Below are 16,478 nucleotides of genomic sequence, written 5' to 3'. Positions count from 1 at the left end.
AAATGGGAAGAGGTCTATCGACCTGTCAGAAAAAAAGCACAGATCGTGCCAGATACCGACACGCGCCGAAGGCTAAGACCTACAGACATAGACTCAAGAAAAGGACGCCTCCTGAGGGCATGTTCTGACAAAAAATGACACCCCCAGTGGTGGGTATTTGGCACCATCGCGCCCGTGCGTTATAAGACCTATCCAAATCAACTCGTATATTCCTCCCAATGAACGATCAAGCCGTGCTTTCCGGTCTCGCCCGCCAATTGGTAATTGCTGAGCTGCTGGATGAAAAAAGCGCCCAGCAGGCCCAACAGCAGGCTCATCGAAACAAGCTTTCGTTAGTGACCTACCTGGTGCAGAACAAGCTGGTCAAAAGCCGGCCACTGACCGAACTGGCGGCGGATCAGTTCGGTATAGCCTTCTGCGATCTAGGGGCCATAGACAAGGAAGGCATCCCCAGGGAACTGATCAGCGAAAAACTGGTTCGCCAGCATCGAGTCATTCCTCTGTGGCGTCGTGGCAACAAGCTGTTTGTCGGCATCTCCGATCCAACCAATCACCAAGCCATCACTGATGTCCAATTCAGTACAGGCCTGACCACCGAAGCAATCCTGGTTGAGGACGACAAACTCGGAGACGCGATCGAGAAGATTTTCGAAAGCGCCACCGGAGGACTAGACGACCTGGGCGATGTCGATCTGGAAGGCCTGGATATCGAAAGCGGGGAAGCCGACCGCAAGGAGGAGGCCATCGGCGGCGACGCAGACGATGCGCCAGTGGTGCGCTTCGTCAATAAAATGCTGCTGGACGCCATCAAGGGGGGCTCTTCCGACCTGCACTTCGAACCCTACGAGAAGATCTATCGGGTACGTTTCCGCACCGACGGCATGCTGCATGAGGTAGCCAAGCCACCAATTCAACTAGCGAGTCGGATTTCTGCACGCCTCAAGGTAATGGCCGGCCTGGATATTTCCGAACGGCGCAAGCCTCAGGACGGCCGTATCAAAATGCGGGTATCCAAGTCCAAATCCATCGATTTCCGCGTCAATACCCTACCCACACTATGGGGCGAAAAGATCGTAATGCGGATCCTCGATTCAGCCAGCGCGCAGATGGGCATTGATGCGCTGGGGTATGAGGAAAACCAGAAAGAACTCTATCTGGAGGCTCTCAAGCAGCCCCAAGGCATGATCCTGGTGACTGGTCCCACCGGCTCGGGCAAGACGGTCTCCCTTTATACCGGTCTGAATATCCTCAATACCCCGGACATCAATATTTCCACCGCCGAGGACCCAGTGGAGATCAACTTGGAAGGCATCAACCAGGTCAACGTCAATCCTCGCCAAGGCATGGACTTCGCCCAGGCGCTACGCGCCTTCCTGCGCCAGGACCCGGACGTGATCATGGTCGGCGAGATCCGCGACCTGGAAACCGCCGAGATTGCCATCAAAGCCGCACAGACCGGCCACATGGTGATGTCCACCTTGCACACCAACAGTGCCGCGGAAACCCTTACGCGCCTGCTGAACATGGGCGTTGCCTCCTTCAACCTGGCCACCTCCACCAACCTGATCATTGCCCAACGCCTGGCCCGTAAGCTCTGCTCGCTCTGCAAGAAGGAACACGACATCCCCAACGAAACCCTCCTCCACGAAGGCTTCCCGGAGGACAGGATCGGCAGCTTCAAGCTGTATTCCCCCGTGGGGTGTGAAAATTGCAAGAACGGCTACAAGGGCCGCGTGGGGATTTATGAAGTGGTTAAAATCACGCCGGCGCTGCAGCGGATTATCATGGAGGAAGGCAACTCCATTCAGATCGCGGAGCAAGCCCGCAAGGAAGGCTTCAATGACCTGCGTACCTCGGGCCTGCTCAAGGCCATGCAAGGCATTACCAGCCTCGAGGAAGTCAACCGCGTGACCAAGGATTAATCCATGGCGGAAAAAGCACTGAAGATGAGCGTCTTTACCTGGGAGGGTACGGATCGCAAGGGCGGGAAGGTAAAAGGGGAGCTTTCCGGCACCAACACTGCGCTGGTCAAGGCACAATTGCGCAAGCAAGGTATCAACCCGACCAAGGTACGCAAGAAAGGCATTTCGCTGCTGGGCAAGGGCAAGAAGATCAAGCCCATGGACATCGCCTTGTTCACTCGGCAGATGGCTACCATGATGGGCTCGGGTGTTCCCCTGTTGCAATCCTTCGACATCATCGCTGAGGGCTTCGACAATCCCAACATGAGGAAGCTGGTCGAAGACATCAAGCAGGAGGTCGCTGCTGGTAATAGCCTGGCCAACTCATTGCGCAAGAAACCGCAATATTTCGATGATCTTTATTGCAACCTTGTGGATGCAGGTGAGCAGTCTGGTGCATTGGAAACACTGCTGGACCGAGTAGCAACCTACAAAGAAAAGACTGAGTCCCTGAAGTCCAAGATCAAGAAGGCGATGACTTATCCCATCGCCGTTGTAGTTGTAGCCGTTGTAGTTTCAGCAATTCTTTTGATTAAGGTAGTTCCCCAGTTCCAGTCTGTTTTTGCTAACTTTGGAGCCGAGCTTCCCGCCTTTACACAGATGGTTATTGGTCTATCTGAGGCCTTACAGGCGTGGTGGTTCATTGTACTGATAGCGCTGTTCGCCATTGCCTTCGCTCTTAGAGAGGCCCATAGACGGTCGGAAAAATTCCGGGACTCGGTTGATCGCGGCATTCTGAAACTACCGATTGTCGGCGGCATCGTCTACAAATCCGCCGTGGCCCGTTATGCACGGACGCTATCCACCACATTCGCCGCTGGCGTTCCCTTGGTGGAAGCACTGGACTCGGTTGCCGGTGCCACCGGCAACGTGGTCTTCCGCAATGCAGTAAACAAAATCAAGCAAGACGTTTCTTCAGGCACCCAGCTCAACTTCTCCATGCGAACCACTGGGGTCTTTCCCAGCATGGCAGTGCAAATGGCAGCCATTGGCGAAGAATCCGGCTCCCTGGATTCGATGCTGGATAAAGTCGCCAGTTACTACGAAGAAGAAGTCGACAACGCCGTCGACAACCTCACCACCCTGATGGAACCCATGATCATGGCAGTTCTCGGCGTACTGGTTGGCGGCCTGATCATCGCTATGTATCTCCCCATCTTCCAACTGGGCTCCGTCGTCTAAGCATGCCTGTACTCGACTTCCTGGCCAGCCACGCGCTGGCCTTTGTTTTATGCGCCGCCCTGCTCGGTCTCCTGATCGGCAGCTTCCTCAACGTAGTTATCCACCGCCTGCCGAAGATGATGGAACTGGAATGGCAACAGCAGGCACGTGATGCGCTTTCCCTGCCCCAGCCCGAGAAAAAGGCCACCTACAACCTGGTCCTGCCCAACTCCCAGTGCCCTCATTGCGGCCATGAGATACACGCTTGGGAAAATATCCCCGTGGTCAGTTACCTGGCCCTGCGCGGCAAGTGCTCGGCCTGCAAGGCGCCGATCAGTGCGCGTTATCCGCTGGTCGAGCTGGCCACCGCCCTGCTTTCCGGTTTCGTTGCCTGGCACTTCGGCTTTACCTGGCAGGCCGGGGCCATGCTGTTGCTGACCTGGGGGCTGCTGGCCATGAGCCTGATCGACGTCGACCACCAGTTGCTGCCGGATGCCTTGGTGCTGCCGCTGCTCTGGCTAGGCTTGATCGTCAATTACTTCGGGCTTTTTGCCAGCCTGGGCGATGCGCTCTGGGGTGCGGTGTTCGGTTACCTGAGCCTGTGGTCGGTGTACTGGCTGTTCAAGCTGCTGACCGGCAAGGAAGGCATGGGTTATGGCGACTTCAAGCTGCTGGCCATGCTCGGCGCCTGGGGTGGGTGGCAGGTGTTGCCGCTGACCATTCTGTTCTCGTCCCTGGTCGGGGCCGTGCTGGGCCTCATTCTGCTGCGCCTGCGCAATGCCGAGACCAGCACGCCGATCCCCTTCGGGCCCTATCTGGCCATCGCCGGCTGGATTGCGCTGCTCTGGGGTGATCAAATAACCACTACCTATCTGCAGTTCGCCGGTTTCCGGTAGCTCCTGCTCGAACGCTGGCTCGCCCGGGCCCCCGTGTTCGCGGGGCGACGGGGAGCCTGGCGCGAGGAGTACGATGAAACCCTGGATCCTTGGCCTCACCGGCGGCATCGGCAGCGGCAAGAGCGCCGCCGCCGCCCACTTCGCCAACCTTGGCGTGCACATGGTGGATGCCGATCATGCCGCGCGCTGGGTCGTCGAGCCCGGCCGGCCGGCGCTGGCGAGCATCGTGGAGCGCTTCGGCGAAGCCATGCTGCAGCCCGACGGCACCCTGAACCGCGCCGCCCTGCGCGAGCGCATCTTCCAGTCCGCGGAGGAACGCCGTTGGCTGGAGCAGTTGCTGCACCCGCTGATCGGCCAGGAGATCGCCAGCAACCTGGCGCAGGCCGAGTCGCCCTATGCCATCCTGGTTTCGCCGTTGCTGGTGGAATCCGGGCAGCATCGCATGGCCCAGCGGGTGCTGGTGGTGGACACGCCCGAGCACCTGCAGTTGGAGCGCACCGTGCGCAGGGACAACGTTTCCGAGGAACAGGTGCGCGCCATTCTCCAGGCGCAGGCGCAGCGCGACGACCGCCTCAAGCATGCCGATGACATACTGCTGAACGACCGCGATCTCGGCCACCTGCAGCGCGAAGTGGAGCGCCTGCACGACTTTTATCTCAGCCTGCGCGGAGGACGCCCATGAGCCAGCCCCTGACCGTTGAATGCCCGACCTGCGGCGCCCCGGTGGAGTGGAGTGCCAAGAGCCTCTACCGCCCCTTCTGTTCCGAGCGCTGCAAGCTCATCGACCTGGGCGCCTGGGCCGCCGAGGAGCATGCGATTCCCGGCAACGATCTGGAGGACGATGTGTTCTCCGGGGAGTTGGATGCCCCGCCGCTGCGGGGGCATTGAGGGTTCGCCGAGTTGGATGGGCCGGCCTGTTGGCCGGCATCGCGGATGAATCCGCTCCTACACCTTCCCCCGTAGGATGGTGTTGAGCGAAGCGATACCCATCACCGCGACCGCATGGGTTTCGCAAGCTCAACCCATCCTACAAAGAGCATCTCGGCGCAGTCGGCAAGACTGTTGCTCCTACGAACCAACCAGAGACTTCACGGTTGCGCCCTGGCCCACGCCGGGGTGTAGACTGACGAGAATTGCAGCAGAGGCCCGAATCATGAGCGCCCGACTTTCCCCCATAGTCTCCGAGTTCGAAACCCCGGAGCAGGCAGCCAGCCATGATCGCTGGTTCCGCCAAAAGGTGCAGAAGTCCCTTACAGACAACCAACCAGGGCGTCCCCATGACGAGGTAATGGTCGACATGGACGCCATCATTGCCCAGGCCGAAGCCCGGCGCCAGGGCAACGACTAGTGCTATCGATCATCTGGCGCAGGAGTGCCAGTGATGACCTCGCGACCATTCTCGCCTATATAGCCAACGAGGATCCCCAAGCAGCAAGGCGCCTCAAGGAACGCGTGGAGTCTGCCGTGCTGCCGTTGGCCCAGCATCCCTACCTTTACCGTCATGGACGAGTACCCGGCACACGAGAAGTCGTGATCCACCCCAACTACATCCTGGTTTACCGGATCGACGCTGAATGCATCGAAGTAGTCAGCGTCCTGCATTCGCGCCAGGAATATCCCTGATCGTCTTCACGGCCGCATGAACGCGTAGTCACGCTCCTCGTCGAGGTTCTCGGCGAGGAAGTGCAGTTCGTGCGCCAGGTCTTCTTGCGTGCGGACCTGGGCGTTGGCCCGCACCACCGAGCTGAGCAGGGCGCGCAGGACCAGTTGCGTGTCCATGCCCGCCGCTTCGGCTTCCAGCAGCAGTTCGTGAAGACGTTGTTCGGCCCAACTGTGAATGCTCATGCCGTTCTCCATTGCTGTGGGGCAGCAGAGTGTCCCGGCGTGGCGATCACGGCGAACTGACCTGGATCAATCCGAGGAAAAGGATGACAGCGGCGAATTGGCTGTCATCAACGCGGCTCATCCTCGTCGTCCTTGCCCTCTTCCTTCTTCTCTTCCTTCCAGGGTGCCTGCAGGTAGCGGGTGCGGTTGAAGGTTTCCAGCCAGTCCGGGTAGAACACCACCAGGCCGGTGACCACGGTGCCGTTGATGAAGGCCTCGGGGAACATGATCAGCCACAGGTAGCCGATGAAGTCGTCCAGCCAGGGCGGCATCGGGAAGATGCCGTCGACCCACAGCAGGCCCAGGCCCAGCAGCATGCAGCACAGGGCCGCCAGCGCCGCGGGGAAGAAGCCCGAGCAGAAGATGTAGACGAACAGGTTGCGCGGCTGGCGGCGCTCGACGAACAGCGCTGCCATTTCGGTGATGAACACCGGCACCAGCACCAGCAGCACGCCGTTGACGCCGATCGCCACCCAGTCCTGGCGCCCCAGCAGGCACAGGCCGAGCTGCGCCACCAGGCCGACGAGCAGCGCCAGCGGCCAGTCCAGCAGCAGGGTCACCGCGGTCATGCCGATGAAATGGAACGACAGCCCCGAAGCGAAGTCCCGGCGCACCAGCCACAGCAGGAACAACGCCAGCATGGTGCCGAACACCAGGTGCTGGCGGCGGAAGTCGCTGACCATTTCCACCCAGGGCGCGCGCCACGCGGCGAGCGCCAGCGCGGGCAGGTAGATCGCCCAGCCCAGGGTCAGACTCTCTTCCGAGAGCAGTTGCGCGGCTATCACTTGGCGACCTGCTCCAGCGCCTCGCGCAGCGCGGGCGCCGAGGAATAGGCCTGACTGGCCACCACCCTGCCCTGCTGCAGGCTTATCCACAGCACGCTGTCTTCCGGCACCTGGAAGTGGCTGGCCACCCGCGGCTCGCGGTCGAGCAGCACGCGGTAGCTGTAGTCGCGCATGGCCGGCACGGCGAACATCCTGGAGATCAGCGAGGGCATGCGGCTGATGTCGGCGACGAAGACCGCGTGGCGTTGCTCCAGGTAACCTTGCGGGCGCCCTTCCAATGCTGCCTTCACCAACTTGCCGCCGGCCATGTCGCGCGCCACCAGCAGGACCTTCAGGTCATCGTTCTGGGTGTAGGGCTTGTCGTACTGGTCGAGCAGCGTCCAGCCCGCCGGGGCGCCCTCCTCGCCGGCGGCCAGGGCCAGCAGCGGGACCAGGGATAGCAACAGTGCGGCGCAGGCTCTTCTGATGTTCATGCTCAGGCTCCGGCGGAATAGACCAGGATGTCGTCGCGCCGTCCCCAGCCGGCCTGGCACTCCCAGAAGGCCAGCGCTTCGGGCGCGTCGCGCAGGACGAAGACGTGGGACTTGCCAATGCCCAGCCGCGCCAGGCGTGCCTGGGCCTCGTCGAGCATCCGCCGGGCCAGCCCGCGGCCCCGGTAGGGCGCATCCACCACCAGGTGCTGCAGGTAGCCGCGGCGGCCGTCGTGGCCGACCAACAGGCTGCCGATCAGCGTCCCCTCGGCCTCAAGCACCAGGCTGAGATCGGGGTTGCGCGACAGGTAGGCGGCGAAGGGTTCGAATTCGTCGTCGCGGCGCAGCTGGATGCCCGGCGTGCGTTCCCAGAGGGCAATGAGCCGCGGGTGGTCGGCGGTCGAGGCGCTGCGCAGGAACATGCTGAAGGGCTCCGGGGAAGGATCGCCACAGTGTACACAGGGCGCCGCCGATTCCGCCGCTTTTGCCCGGCCGCGGGGTGAGGCGCCATGTCGCAGCAGGAACGAAGCGCCAGCAGCGGCTAAGCTGTTGATATGAATGAAGCCGATTACCTGCACCTGCTCCGGCGCCAGGCGGAACTGGCCAATGAGTTCCTCTCCAACGCGCGCAAGTGGGACCGGGAATGCTGGGCCTGCGAGCGCCTGCTGCAGACGCTCAAGGTGCCCTTTCGCCAGGACGAGTTCATCGCGCCGGAACAGCAGCCGCCGGACGTGCTGTTTCGCGATGCCTGTTTCGAGGTGTTCTTCGTCCTCGACGAGGGCCGCCGGCTCAACGAGGAATGGCGCGACGAACTGCAGCGCCGGCGCCTGGCCCAGAGCCTGCGCCAGCTGATCCGTCGCGAGCAGAAGCCCAGGCGGATCAACTGCGCCGAGCTGCAGCGGCGCCTGGCGCCGACCCTGCGCAAGAAGGCGCACAACTACAGCGAGCGCGGCATCGACCCGGGCGAGTTGGACCTGCTCGCCTTCGTCAGCCTCAAGCGCGAAACGCCGGACTTCAACACCCCTTTTCCGCCGCCCACCGAGTTCCTGCGCCAGGGCTGGCGTTCGCTGTCGCTGGTGGGGCCGAACTTCGCCCGGGTGATCTTCGCCCACGACGACGCCCCGGACTTCCTGCGCGACCAGCTCGGCCGCGTGGTGCTGCTGGACAACGGTGTCGGGCTCTGACCGCCGGGTCGGATTGAGCGCGAGCCAACAGCCGACTAGAATGCTCGGCATTAGAAACGGAGGCCGCCCATGCCCAGTCGCTTGAGCCCCGAAGACCAGCAGAAGGTCGAGCAGTACCTCAGCTCGCCCGTTCACCAAGTCGAGCGTGCACCTTTCAAGCCCTGGCTGATGATGGCCGGGCTCACCCTCGTGGTCATCGTCCTGGGACTGCTCAGCCGCCTCCTGGCCTACCTCGCGCATTAGCAGCGCCGCCGGCCCGCACAGGATTCCCTAGCTATGAGTACGTCCCATGTCCCATCGTATCGTGATCGTCGGCGGCGGCGCCGGCGGGCTGGAGCTCGCGACCCGTCTCGGCCGCACCCTGGGTAGGAAGGGCCGCGCCCAGGTCACCCTGGTCGACGCCAACCTCACCCACATCTGGAAACCCCTGCTGCACGAAGTGGCCGCCGGCTCGCTCAACTCCTCGGAGGATGAGCTGAACTACGTCGCCCAGGCGAAATGGAACCACTTCCAGTTCCAGCTCGGCCGGATGAGCGGGCTGGACCGTGCGACCCAACGCATCCAGCTGGCCGCCACCCTCGACGAGGACGGCCGCGAGCTGCTGCCGGCGCGCACCCTGGACTACGACACCCTGGTCCTGGCCATCGGCAGCACCACCAACGACTTCGGCACCGCCGGGGCCGCGCAGCACTGCATCTTCCTGGACACCCGCGAGCAGGCCGAACGCTTCCACAAACAGCTGCTCACCCACTACCTGCGCGCCCATGCCCGCCAGGGCGAGGACGACCAGATCAGCGTGGCCATCGTCGGCGCCGGCGCCACCGGCGTCGAGCTGTCGGCCGAACTGCACCATGCCGCGCAGGAACTGGCGGCCTACGGGCTGACCGGCATCCAGCCGGAGAACATGCGCATCACCCTGATCGAGGCCGGCCCGCGCGTGCTGCCGGCGCTGCCCGAGCGCATCAGCCAGCCGGTGCACCGCACTCTGGAGAAGCTCGGCGTGCGGGTGATGGTCGGCTCGCCGGTCAGCGAGGTGACCGCCGAGGGCCTGAAGACCGCCAGCGGCGAGTTCATCCCTGCCAGCCTCAAGGTCTGGGCCGCCGGCATCCGCGCCTCCAGCCTGCTGAAGGACCTGGATGGCCTGGAGAGCAACCGCATCAACCAGTTGGTGGTGCGCCCGACCCTGCAGACCACCCGCGACGAGAACATCTTCGCCTTCGGCGACTGCGCCGCCTGCCCGCTCGGCGACGGCAGCGAACGCAACGTGCCGCCTCGTGCCCAGGCCGCGCACCAGCAGGCCTCGCTGCTGGCCAAGTCGCTGGTGGCGCGCCTGGAGGGCAAGCCGCTGGGGGAGTACCGCTACACCGACTATGGCTCGCTGATCTCGCTGTCGCGCTTCAGCGCCGTGGGCAATCTCATGGGCAACCTGATGGGCAGCGTGAAGCTGGAAGGCTGGCTGGCGCGGATGTTCTACATCTCGCTGTACCGCATGCACCAGATGGCGCTGTATGGCTTCACCCGCACGGCGCTGATGATGATCGGCGACCGCATCGGGCGCAGCACCGAGCCGCGGTTGAAGTTGCATTGACGCGCCGGGAAACGGCGGATAACCGCGAACGGTTATGCGCCCTACGCCGAGGCACCTTTCGTAGGATGGGTTGAGTTTACGAAACCCATGCGGTCGTGGTGATGGGTATCGCTTCGCTCAACGCCATCCTACGCCAGGGGGCCCGTACGCCTGTAGGAGCGGATTCATCCGCGATCCGCCCCGTGCTCCCTGTAGGAGCGGGCCCTGCCCGCGATTCGCGCGCAGGGCGCGCTCCTACAGGAGGGTTCGGCGGTGGGCCTATTGTTCGCGAGCAAGCTCGCTCCTACGAAAAGCCGTGCGCGATCGCAGCGTAACGTTCGCGATGTTTTTCCAGGCATGAAAAAGCCGCCCCGAGAGGCGGCTTTTTCGTACCACTGGCTTGCCTTAGAGCGCGGCGACCAACGCCGGGGCCGGGAGGCCCTGGAAGTCGATCGACATCATCAGGCTCAGCACGCTGATGGCGATGATGGAGAACGCGAACAGCTTGCGTGCCCACAGGCGATCGTCTTCGGCGCGGAAGCCCGACACAGCGATGAACAGCCACCAGGCGCTGACCGCCAGGGCCACCACCAGGTAACCGTAGCCGGCGAAGCCGGTCACGGTCAGCAGCAGGGTGGCGGCGCCGAAGGCCAGCACGTAGTAGAGGATCTGCCGCTTGGTCGCTTCGATGCCGCGCGCCACCGGCCACACCGGGATACCCGCCGCCTTGTAGTCGTTCAGGCGGAAGATGGCGATGGCGTAGGAGTGCGGCATCTGCCACAGGCAGAAGATCAGCAGCAGCACCGCGGCGCCCATGTCGAAATGACCGGCCGCGGCGCAGTAGCCCACCACCGGCGGCATGGCCCCGGAGAGGCTGCCCACCAGGGTGCCGTAGATCGACGTGCGCTTGAGCCACAGGCTGTAGAAGCCGACGTAGACCACGAAGCCGAACGCCGCCATCAGGGTCGCCTGCAGGTTGGTCTTCCACAGCAGCAGGCCGAAGCCGGCCAGGCCGAGCACCACGCCGTGGGCCAGGGCGGCCTTCAGCGAGATCTGCCCGGTCACGGTCACGCGGCCGCGGGTCCGCTCCATGTGGCGGTCGATGTCGCGGTCGATGCAGTTGTTCAGCACGCACCCGCTGGCCACCACCAGCGACAGCCCGATCACCGTCGCCAGCAGCAGCATCGGGTCGACACTGCCGCGCGCGGCGAGGAAGAAGCCCCCCGCCACGGCGATCAGGTTGCCGAAGATGATGCCCGGCTTGGTCACCAGGAGATAACGCTTCAGCTTCACGTCGTCAGCCTCAGTTCACCATCGGCATCATCAGGCCATCGGCGCTGAAGATGATCCACAGCGACAGGCCCACCACCAGCAGGATGACGATCACCGTGAAGATGAACGCCATCACGTTCCAGCGGCCTTCCGAGGACATGTTCATGTGCAGGAAGCACACCAGGTGCACCACCACCTGCACCAGGCCGAGGATAACCATGGTGAGGATGGTCGCGTGGCGGGTGAAGCCGCCATCCATGACCATGTAGAACGGAATCGCGGTGAGGATGATCGACAGCACGAAACCGATTGCGTAGGAACCCAGGCTGCCGTGGCCGGCGCCGTGGTTGTCGTGTGCAGCGGCGCTCATTACACGGCCCCCATCAGGTAGACGACTGTGAATACGCAGATCCAGACGATGTCCAGGAAGTGCCAGAACAGGCTCAGGCACATCATGCGGGTGTTGGTCTGCGCGGTCAGGCCACGGCTGCCGATCTGCGCCATCAGCACCAGCATCCACAGCAGGCCTGCGGTCACGTGCAGGCCGTGCATGCCGACCAGGGTGAAGAAGGACGACAGGAACGCGCTGCGGCTCGGGCCGAAGCCTTCGACGATCAGGTGATGGAACTCGTTGACTTCCATCGCGATGAACGCGGCGCCGCAGAGGAAGGTCACGCCCAGCCAGGCGATGGCCTTGGCCTTGGCGCCCTTGTGCGCGGCCAGCATGGCCAGGCCGTAGGTGCAGCTGGAGATCAGCAGGATCGCGGTTTCGACGGCCACGTAGGGCAGTTCGAAGATGTCCTTGCCGCTGGGGCCGCCGGCCGTATGGCCGACGAGCACAGCGTAGGTGGCGAAGACACTGGCGAACAGGATGCAGTCGGTCATCAGGTACAGCCAGAAGCCGAAGACCGTCATGCCACCCGCGTCGTGGTGTTCGTGATCGTGGTCATGCCCCGCTTCGTGGGCGACCGAGTGTTTGCTCAATACTGCCGTAGACATGGATCAGACCTGTTTGGCGAGTTGCTGGAAGTGGCGGTTCTCGATGCGCTCGATCTCGTCCGGCTGGACGTAGTAGTCCAGGTCGGTGACGTAGCTGCGCACGATGACGGAGGCGATCATGCCGACGAAGCCGATGCCCGCGAGCCACCAGATGTGCCAGATCGCAGCGAAGCCGAAGATGAAGGCGAACAGCGCGATGGAGAAGCCAGCGGCGGTGTTCTTCGGCATGTGGATCGGCTTGTACGAGGCCGGGGCCTGGTAGGCGCGGCCGTTCTGCTTCATTTCGTGGAAGGCGTCGACATCACGCACCACCGGCAGCTCGGCGAAGTTGTAGTACGGCGGCGGCGAGGAAGTGGACCATTCCAGGGTACGGCCGCCCCACGGGTCGCCGGTCACGTCGGCCAGTTGCTTGCGATTCTTGATGGAGACGAACAGCTGGATCAGTTGGCTGAGGATGCCGAACAGGATCAGCACGGCGCCGAAGAACGCCACCACCAGGTACGGCTTCCACAGCGGGTTGTCGTAGTGGTTCAGGCGACGGGTCATGCCCATGAAGCCGAGGATGTACAGCGGCATGAAGGCCATGTAGAAGCCGACCAGCCAGCACCAGAAGGAACGCTTGCCCCACTTCTCGTCCAGCTTGAAGCCGAAGGCTTTCGGGAACCAGAAGACGAAGCCGGCCAGGTAGCCGAACACCGCGCCACCGATGATGGTGTTGTGGAAGTGGGCGATCAGGAACAGGCTGTTGTGCAGCAGGAAGTCAGCGCCCGGAATAGCCAGCAGAACGCCGGTCATGCCACCGATGGTGAAGGTGATCATGAAGCCCAGGGTCCACAGGATCGGGGTGTCGAAGCGCAGGCGGCCACGGTAGATGGTGAACAGCCAGTTGAACAGCTTCACCCCGGTGGGGATGGAGATCAGCATGGTCGCAACGCCGAAGAAGCCGTTGACGTCGCCGCCCGAACCCATGGTGAAGAAGTGGTGCAGCCACACGGTGAAGCCGAGGAAGGTGATCGCGGCGCTCGCCCACACCATCGAGGTGTAGCCGAACATACGCTTGCCGGCGAAGGTGGCGGTGACTTCGGAGAAGATACCGAAGGCCGGCAGGATCAGGATGTACACCTCAGGATGGCCCCAGGCCCAGAAGAGGTTGATGTACATCATGGCGTTGCCGCCGAGCTCGTTGGTGAAGAAGTGCATGTCCAGGTAGCGGTCCAGCGACAGCAGGCCCAGGGCCGCGGTCAGGATCGGGAAGGACGCGACGATCAGGATGTTGGCGAAGGTGCAGGTCCAGGTGAAGATCGGCATCTGCATCAGCTTCATGCCCGGGGTGCGCATCTTGAACACGGTGACCAGGAAGTTGATACCGGTCAGCAGCGTACCCATGCCGGATATCTGCAAGGCCCAGATGTAGTAGTCCACACCCACGCCCGGGCTGTAGGCCAGCTCGGACAGCGGCGGGTAGGCCACCCAGCCGGTACGGGCGAATTCGCCCAGGCCCAGGGACACGTTGACCAGCATCGCACTGACCACCAGCAGCCAGAAGCTGAGGGAGTTCAGGAACGGGAAGGCCACGTCGCGGGCGCCGATCTGCAGCGGCACGGCCAGGTTCATCAGGCCGGTCATGAAGGGCATGGCCATGAAGATGATCATGATCATGCCGTGCGCGGTGAAGATCTGGTCGTAGTGCTCAGGCGGCAGGAAGCCGTGGTTGGCGCCTTCGGCCAGGGCCAGTTGGCCGCGCATCATGATGGCGTCGGCGAAGCCGCGCAGCAGCATGATCAGGGCGACGATGATGTACATCACGCCGATCTTCTTGTGGTCGATGGAGGTCAGCCATTCGGTCCACAGGTAGGTCCACTTGCGGTAGTAGGTGATCGCGCCGAAGACGCCGATGCCCAACAGGGCAACGACCGCCAGCGTGACCATGATGATCGGCTCGTGATAAGGCACGGCCGACAGAGTCAGTTTCCCGAACATCTGCGCGGTTACTCCTGGATACTCGGATTGGATTGCGATTCTGCTTCGCCTTCGGCGTGCTCGGCCTTGCCCTTGCCCATGGCCAGACCGGCACGCTCGTGCTTGGTCAGGATGTGCTGGAACAGGTCCGGGGTGACCGAGGAGAAGTAGGTAGCCGGAACGTTCTCGCTCGGCTTGGCCAGCTCGGGGAAGCCTTCCTCGGTGAGGCCGGCCTGGGCGGACTTGACCTTGGCGACCCAGTCCTGGAAGCCCTGCTCGGAAGTGGCGATGGCCTTGAACTTCATGCCGGAGAAGCCGCTGCCGCTGTAGTTCGCGGAGATACCGTCGAACACGCCTTCTTCGTTGGCGATCAGGTGCAGCTTGGTCAGCATCCCGGTCATCGAGTAGATCTGGCTACCCAGTTGCGGGATGAAGAAGGAGTTCATCACGGTGTCCGAGGTGATCTGGAAGTTCACCGGGGTGTCTTTCGGGAAGGCGATCTCGTTGACGGTCGCGATGCCCTGTTCCGGATAGATGAACAGCCATTTCCAGTCCAGCGAGACGGCCTGGATGGTGATCGGCTTGACGTCGGAATCCAGCGGGCGATAGGGGTCCAGCTTGTGGGTGGATTCCCAGGTCAGCCAGCCGAGGATGGCGATGATGATGCAGGGCACCAGCCACACCACCACCTCGATGCGGGTGGAGTGCGCCCAGTCGGGCATGTAGGTGGCCTTGGTGTTGGAAGCGCGGTATTTCCAGGCGAATGCCAGGGTCATGACGATGACCGGCACCACCACGAGCAGCATCAGCAGGGTGCAGGTGATGATCAGCGACTTCTCGTCGACGCCGATCTGCCCCTTGGGGTCGAACAGGACCATGTTGCAGCCACCCAGCGAGAGCAGGGGGAGCAGCACGGACAATCTCTTCAGGTATCCAGAGTACTGGTCTATTTTCATCTTGCGGCCTTAATGGATGAACATAGCTACACCGCCCATGAGATTTACCCACGCAGGGTTCATGCTCGACGAACTGCCCGCCGCGCCTTCCAAGGCGAGACGTCTTAGTGGATCCATGGGGTAGCGAATCGGCGCTGCAAGAAAACAAGGCAAAAGGAACCCAGCCCGGCTTTCGCGTAGCGAAACCGATCCGTGTGCTGATTCGTTCCGTGTTATTCAGCGTGTTGGCGCCTGCCCTGCCGCTTCCTCGGAAGCCTGCCTGGCCGACACCTGTTCACGAGCGGATTGCCCTACTCGTTGTTGAGCGGAAACCCACCACAGTCAGCCCCTCGTTGTTATTCCAGCACCGCCTGCGGCGGGTGCCTGCCAAGGTTCTGCGACGCTGGAACCGAGGCGCTATGGGGTCAGGAATGGGCGGGCGATATTACAAGACATTTCAGAAACCACTGGCAAGGCCTGACGGTCTCATTTTTAACAAGACATTATCTCGCCAGGGTTAAGAGTGGCCGCCGCGAGTGCTCGAAAAACGAGCAATTCCCACAGGAAATGCAAGGTTTGAAAGGCGCTTTCCGGAGCCCTCCGAAAGCCCTCGCCAGGAGGGCTGAATGCCCCGGCTGGCGCGGCATCCAGCCGCATCGGAAGGTGCCTTGTCGAGGTGCCCTAGAACAACCTCGCAAGGCTGGAAATGATCTCGATCAAGAGAGCTGGAAAAGCTGTCGCAAACGCCCTGCGCAGAGTGCGACACATCGCCGCAGCAAGCGATTCGGGCGGGAAAAGCGTTTCAGATTCTAACGGCGTGGCCGTTTTTGACTGGGCAAAATCCGGCCGGATATGACTGATTTCGCGATGAGTACAAACGGCGAAAAACATTAGCCCGGCGAAATGACAGCGTGATTGGTTTTGTATTTCAGCGAGGTTTCAGTCGCACCAGCCGGCACTGGAGGGATGGTTCAGCTCTTCGTAGGAGCGAGCTTGCTCGCGAATGGAGGGATACCGGACGGGTTCTCAAGAGCCCCTCTCCCCAGCCCTCTCCCTGAAGGGAGAGGGGGCTTGTCCGTGCCGCGAGGAGGAATGGTTTCAGCTGGAAACCTTCGGCGCTGCCGGCTAACTCAGGAATACCCACGCACTCCGAACAGTCCCCTCTCCCTTCAGGGAGAGGGTTAGGGAGAGGGGACGGAGTTGAACCCGAGCGCAGAAGTCACCGGCCGGTTCGCGAGCAAGCTCGCTCCTACAAATCCCAGCACCAGGCAAACTTCATACCGAAAAACGAAAAAGCCCGCAATCTCAACGAGACTGCGGGCTTTTCGATTGCCGTTCACCTGGGCGACCGGCTGGAAGATGGTGGGTCGTGTAGGATTCGAACCTACGACCAATTGGTTAAAAG

The 16,478-nt window shown here is 62.3% G+C and carries 20 protein-coding genes; 10 read left to right on the top strand and 10 right to left on the bottom strand.

The window, feature by feature from the left end; genetic code table 11:
• Nucleotides 1–218 precede the first annotated feature (218 nt).
• From pilB to FG99_RS31505, 7 genes are all read left to right on the top strand, one after another.
• A complete protein-coding gene (gene pilB, locus FG99_RS21430) occupies nucleotides 219–1,922 on the top strand; it encodes a type IV-A pilus assembly ATPase PilB (protein ID WP_043272271.1) in 1,704 nt (567 codons plus the stop codon).
• A 3-nt stretch (nucleotides 1,923–1,925) separates the two neighbouring features.
• Complete coding sequence (locus FG99_RS21425) at nucleotides 1,926–3,143, top strand: type II secretion system F family protein (protein ID WP_043272270.1); 1,218 nt, start codon at nucleotides 1,926–1,928, stop codon at nucleotides 3,141–3,143.
• Nucleotides 3,144–3,145: 2 nt separating this feature from the next.
• The gene (locus tag FG99_RS21420) at nucleotides 3,146–4,018 is read left to right on the top strand and encodes a prepilin peptidase (protein ID WP_043272269.1); all 873 of its coding nucleotides are present in this window, start codon (nucleotides 3,146–3,148) and stop codon (nucleotides 4,016–4,018) included.
• A 73-nt stretch (nucleotides 4,019–4,091) separates the two neighbouring features.
• Nucleotides 4,092–4,700, top strand: coding sequence for a dephospho-CoA kinase (gene coaE, locus FG99_RS21415; protein WP_009617624.1), 609 nt, complete (start codon nucleotides 4,092–4,094; stop codon nucleotides 4,698–4,700).
• Nucleotides 4,697–4,906 carry a DNA gyrase inhibitor YacG gene (yacG, locus tag FG99_RS21410; RefSeq protein ID WP_043272268.1) on the top strand — a complete coding sequence of 70 codons (210 nt, stop codon included), beginning with the start codon at nucleotides 4,697–4,699 and terminating at the stop codon, nucleotides 4,904–4,906. Before coaE ends, yacG begins: the two co-directional genes overlap by 4 nt.
• A 265-nt stretch (nucleotides 4,907–5,171) precedes the next feature.
• Nucleotides 5,172–5,366 carry a type II toxin-antitoxin system RelB family antitoxin gene (locus FG99_RS21405; RefSeq protein ID WP_009617620.1) on the top strand — a complete coding sequence of 65 codons (195 nt, stop codon included), beginning with the start codon at nucleotides 5,172–5,174 and terminating at the stop codon, nucleotides 5,364–5,366.
• The gene (locus tag FG99_RS31505) at nucleotides 5,366–5,641 is read left to right on the top strand and encodes a type II toxin-antitoxin system RelE/ParE family toxin (RefSeq protein WP_024128153.1); all 276 of its coding nucleotides are present in this window, start codon (nucleotides 5,366–5,368) and stop codon (nucleotides 5,639–5,641) included. Before FG99_RS21405 ends, FG99_RS31505 begins: the two co-directional genes overlap by 1 nt.
• Before the next feature lie 6 nt (nucleotides 5,642–5,647).
• Here the strand turns inward: FG99_RS31505 and FG99_RS21395 are convergent, their stop codons facing one another.
• From FG99_RS21395 to FG99_RS21380, 4 genes are all read right to left on the bottom strand, one after another.
• Nucleotides 5,648–5,863 carry a hypothetical protein gene (locus FG99_RS21395; RefSeq protein WP_043272266.1) on the bottom strand — a complete coding sequence of 72 codons (216 nt, stop codon included), beginning with the start codon at nucleotides 5,861–5,863 and terminating at the stop codon, nucleotides 5,648–5,650.
• Between the two features lie 107 nt (nucleotides 5,864–5,970).
• Nucleotides 5,971–6,687: an energy-coupling factor ABC transporter permease gene (locus FG99_RS21390; protein WP_009617616.1), complete on the bottom strand. Its 717-nt coding sequence runs from the start codon at nucleotides 6,685–6,687 to the stop codon at nucleotides 5,971–5,973.
• On the bottom strand, nucleotides 6,684–7,160 hold the full coding sequence (locus FG99_RS21385; RefSeq protein ID WP_043272265.1) for a hypothetical protein: 477 nt from the start codon (nucleotides 7,158–7,160) through the stop codon (nucleotides 6,684–6,686). The genes FG99_RS21390 and FG99_RS21385 overlap by 4 nt, the downstream gene beginning before the upstream one ends.
• 2 nt (nucleotides 7,161–7,162) lie before the next feature.
• Nucleotides 7,163–7,579: a GNAT family N-acetyltransferase gene (locus FG99_RS21380; protein ID WP_043272264.1), complete on the bottom strand. Its 417-nt coding sequence runs from the start codon at nucleotides 7,577–7,579 to the stop codon at nucleotides 7,163–7,165.
• A 132-nt stretch (nucleotides 7,580–7,711) separates the two neighbouring features.
• On the opposite strand from FG99_RS21380, the gene FG99_RS21375 reads away from it, so the two are divergent.
• The 3 genes from FG99_RS21375 to FG99_RS21365 all read left to right on the top strand — a co-directional run bounded on the left by FG99_RS21375 (nucleotide 7,712) and on the right by FG99_RS21365 (nucleotide 9,929).
• On the top strand, nucleotides 7,712–8,341 hold the full coding sequence (locus FG99_RS21375; protein ID WP_009617612.1) for a DUF1780 domain-containing protein: 630 nt from the start codon (nucleotides 7,712–7,714) through the stop codon (nucleotides 8,339–8,341).
• A 69-nt stretch (nucleotides 8,342–8,410) separates the two neighbouring features.
• Entirely contained in the window at nucleotides 8,411–8,584 is a 174-nt protein-coding gene (locus tag FG99_RS21370) for a DUF3094 family protein (RefSeq protein ID WP_009617611.1), read from the top strand.
• A 46-nt stretch (nucleotides 8,585–8,630) separates the two neighbouring features.
• A complete protein-coding gene (locus FG99_RS21365) occupies nucleotides 8,631–9,929 on the top strand; it encodes an NAD(P)/FAD-dependent oxidoreductase (RefSeq protein WP_043272263.1) in 1,299 nt (432 codons plus the stop codon).
• Nucleotides 9,930–10,313: 384 nt separating this feature from the next.
• Here the strand turns inward: FG99_RS21365 and cyoE are convergent, their stop codons facing one another.
• The 6 genes from cyoE to FG99_RS32645 form a co-directional block, all read right to left on the bottom strand.
• Nucleotides 10,314–11,201: a heme o synthase gene (cyoE, locus tag FG99_RS21360; protein ID WP_043272262.1), complete on the bottom strand. Its 888-nt coding sequence runs from the start codon at nucleotides 11,199–11,201 to the stop codon at nucleotides 10,314–10,316.
• A gap of 10 nt (nucleotides 11,202–11,211) precedes the next feature.
• Entirely contained in the window at nucleotides 11,212–11,550 is a 339-nt protein-coding gene (gene cyoD / locus FG99_RS21355) for a cytochrome o ubiquinol oxidase subunit IV (protein ID WP_009617607.1), read from the bottom strand.
• On the bottom strand, nucleotides 11,550–12,179 hold the full coding sequence (cyoC, locus tag FG99_RS21350) for a cytochrome o ubiquinol oxidase subunit III (RefSeq protein WP_009617605.1): 630 nt from the start codon (nucleotides 12,177–12,179) through the stop codon (nucleotides 11,550–11,552). The genes cyoD and cyoC overlap by 1 nt, the downstream gene beginning before the upstream one ends.
• A gap of 3 nt (nucleotides 12,180–12,182) precedes the next feature.
• Complete coding sequence (cyoB, locus tag FG99_RS21345) at nucleotides 12,183–14,159, bottom strand: cytochrome o ubiquinol oxidase subunit I (protein WP_009617603.1); 1,977 nt, start codon at nucleotides 14,157–14,159, stop codon at nucleotides 12,183–12,185.
• An 8-nt stretch (nucleotides 14,160–14,167) separates the two neighbouring features.
• Nucleotides 14,168–15,094, bottom strand: a complete 927-nt coding sequence (cyoA, locus tag FG99_RS21340; protein WP_009617601.1) for a ubiquinol oxidase subunit II — start codon at nucleotides 15,092–15,094, stop codon at nucleotides 14,168–14,170.
• Between the two features lie 1,160 nt (nucleotides 15,095–16,254).
• Nucleotides 16,255–16,478 (bottom strand): hypothetical protein (locus tag FG99_RS32645; RefSeq protein ID WP_218187151.1); only part of this gene is annotated, 224 nt, incomplete at its 5' end.

The sequence above is a fragment of the Pseudomonas sp. AAC genome (genome assembly GCF_000725445.1).
Classification (GTDB): Bacteria; Pseudomonadota; Gammaproteobacteria; order Pseudomonadales; family Pseudomonadaceae; genus Pseudomonas; species Pseudomonas citronellolis.
This window is presented reverse-complemented; position numbering and strand designations above follow the sequence as displayed.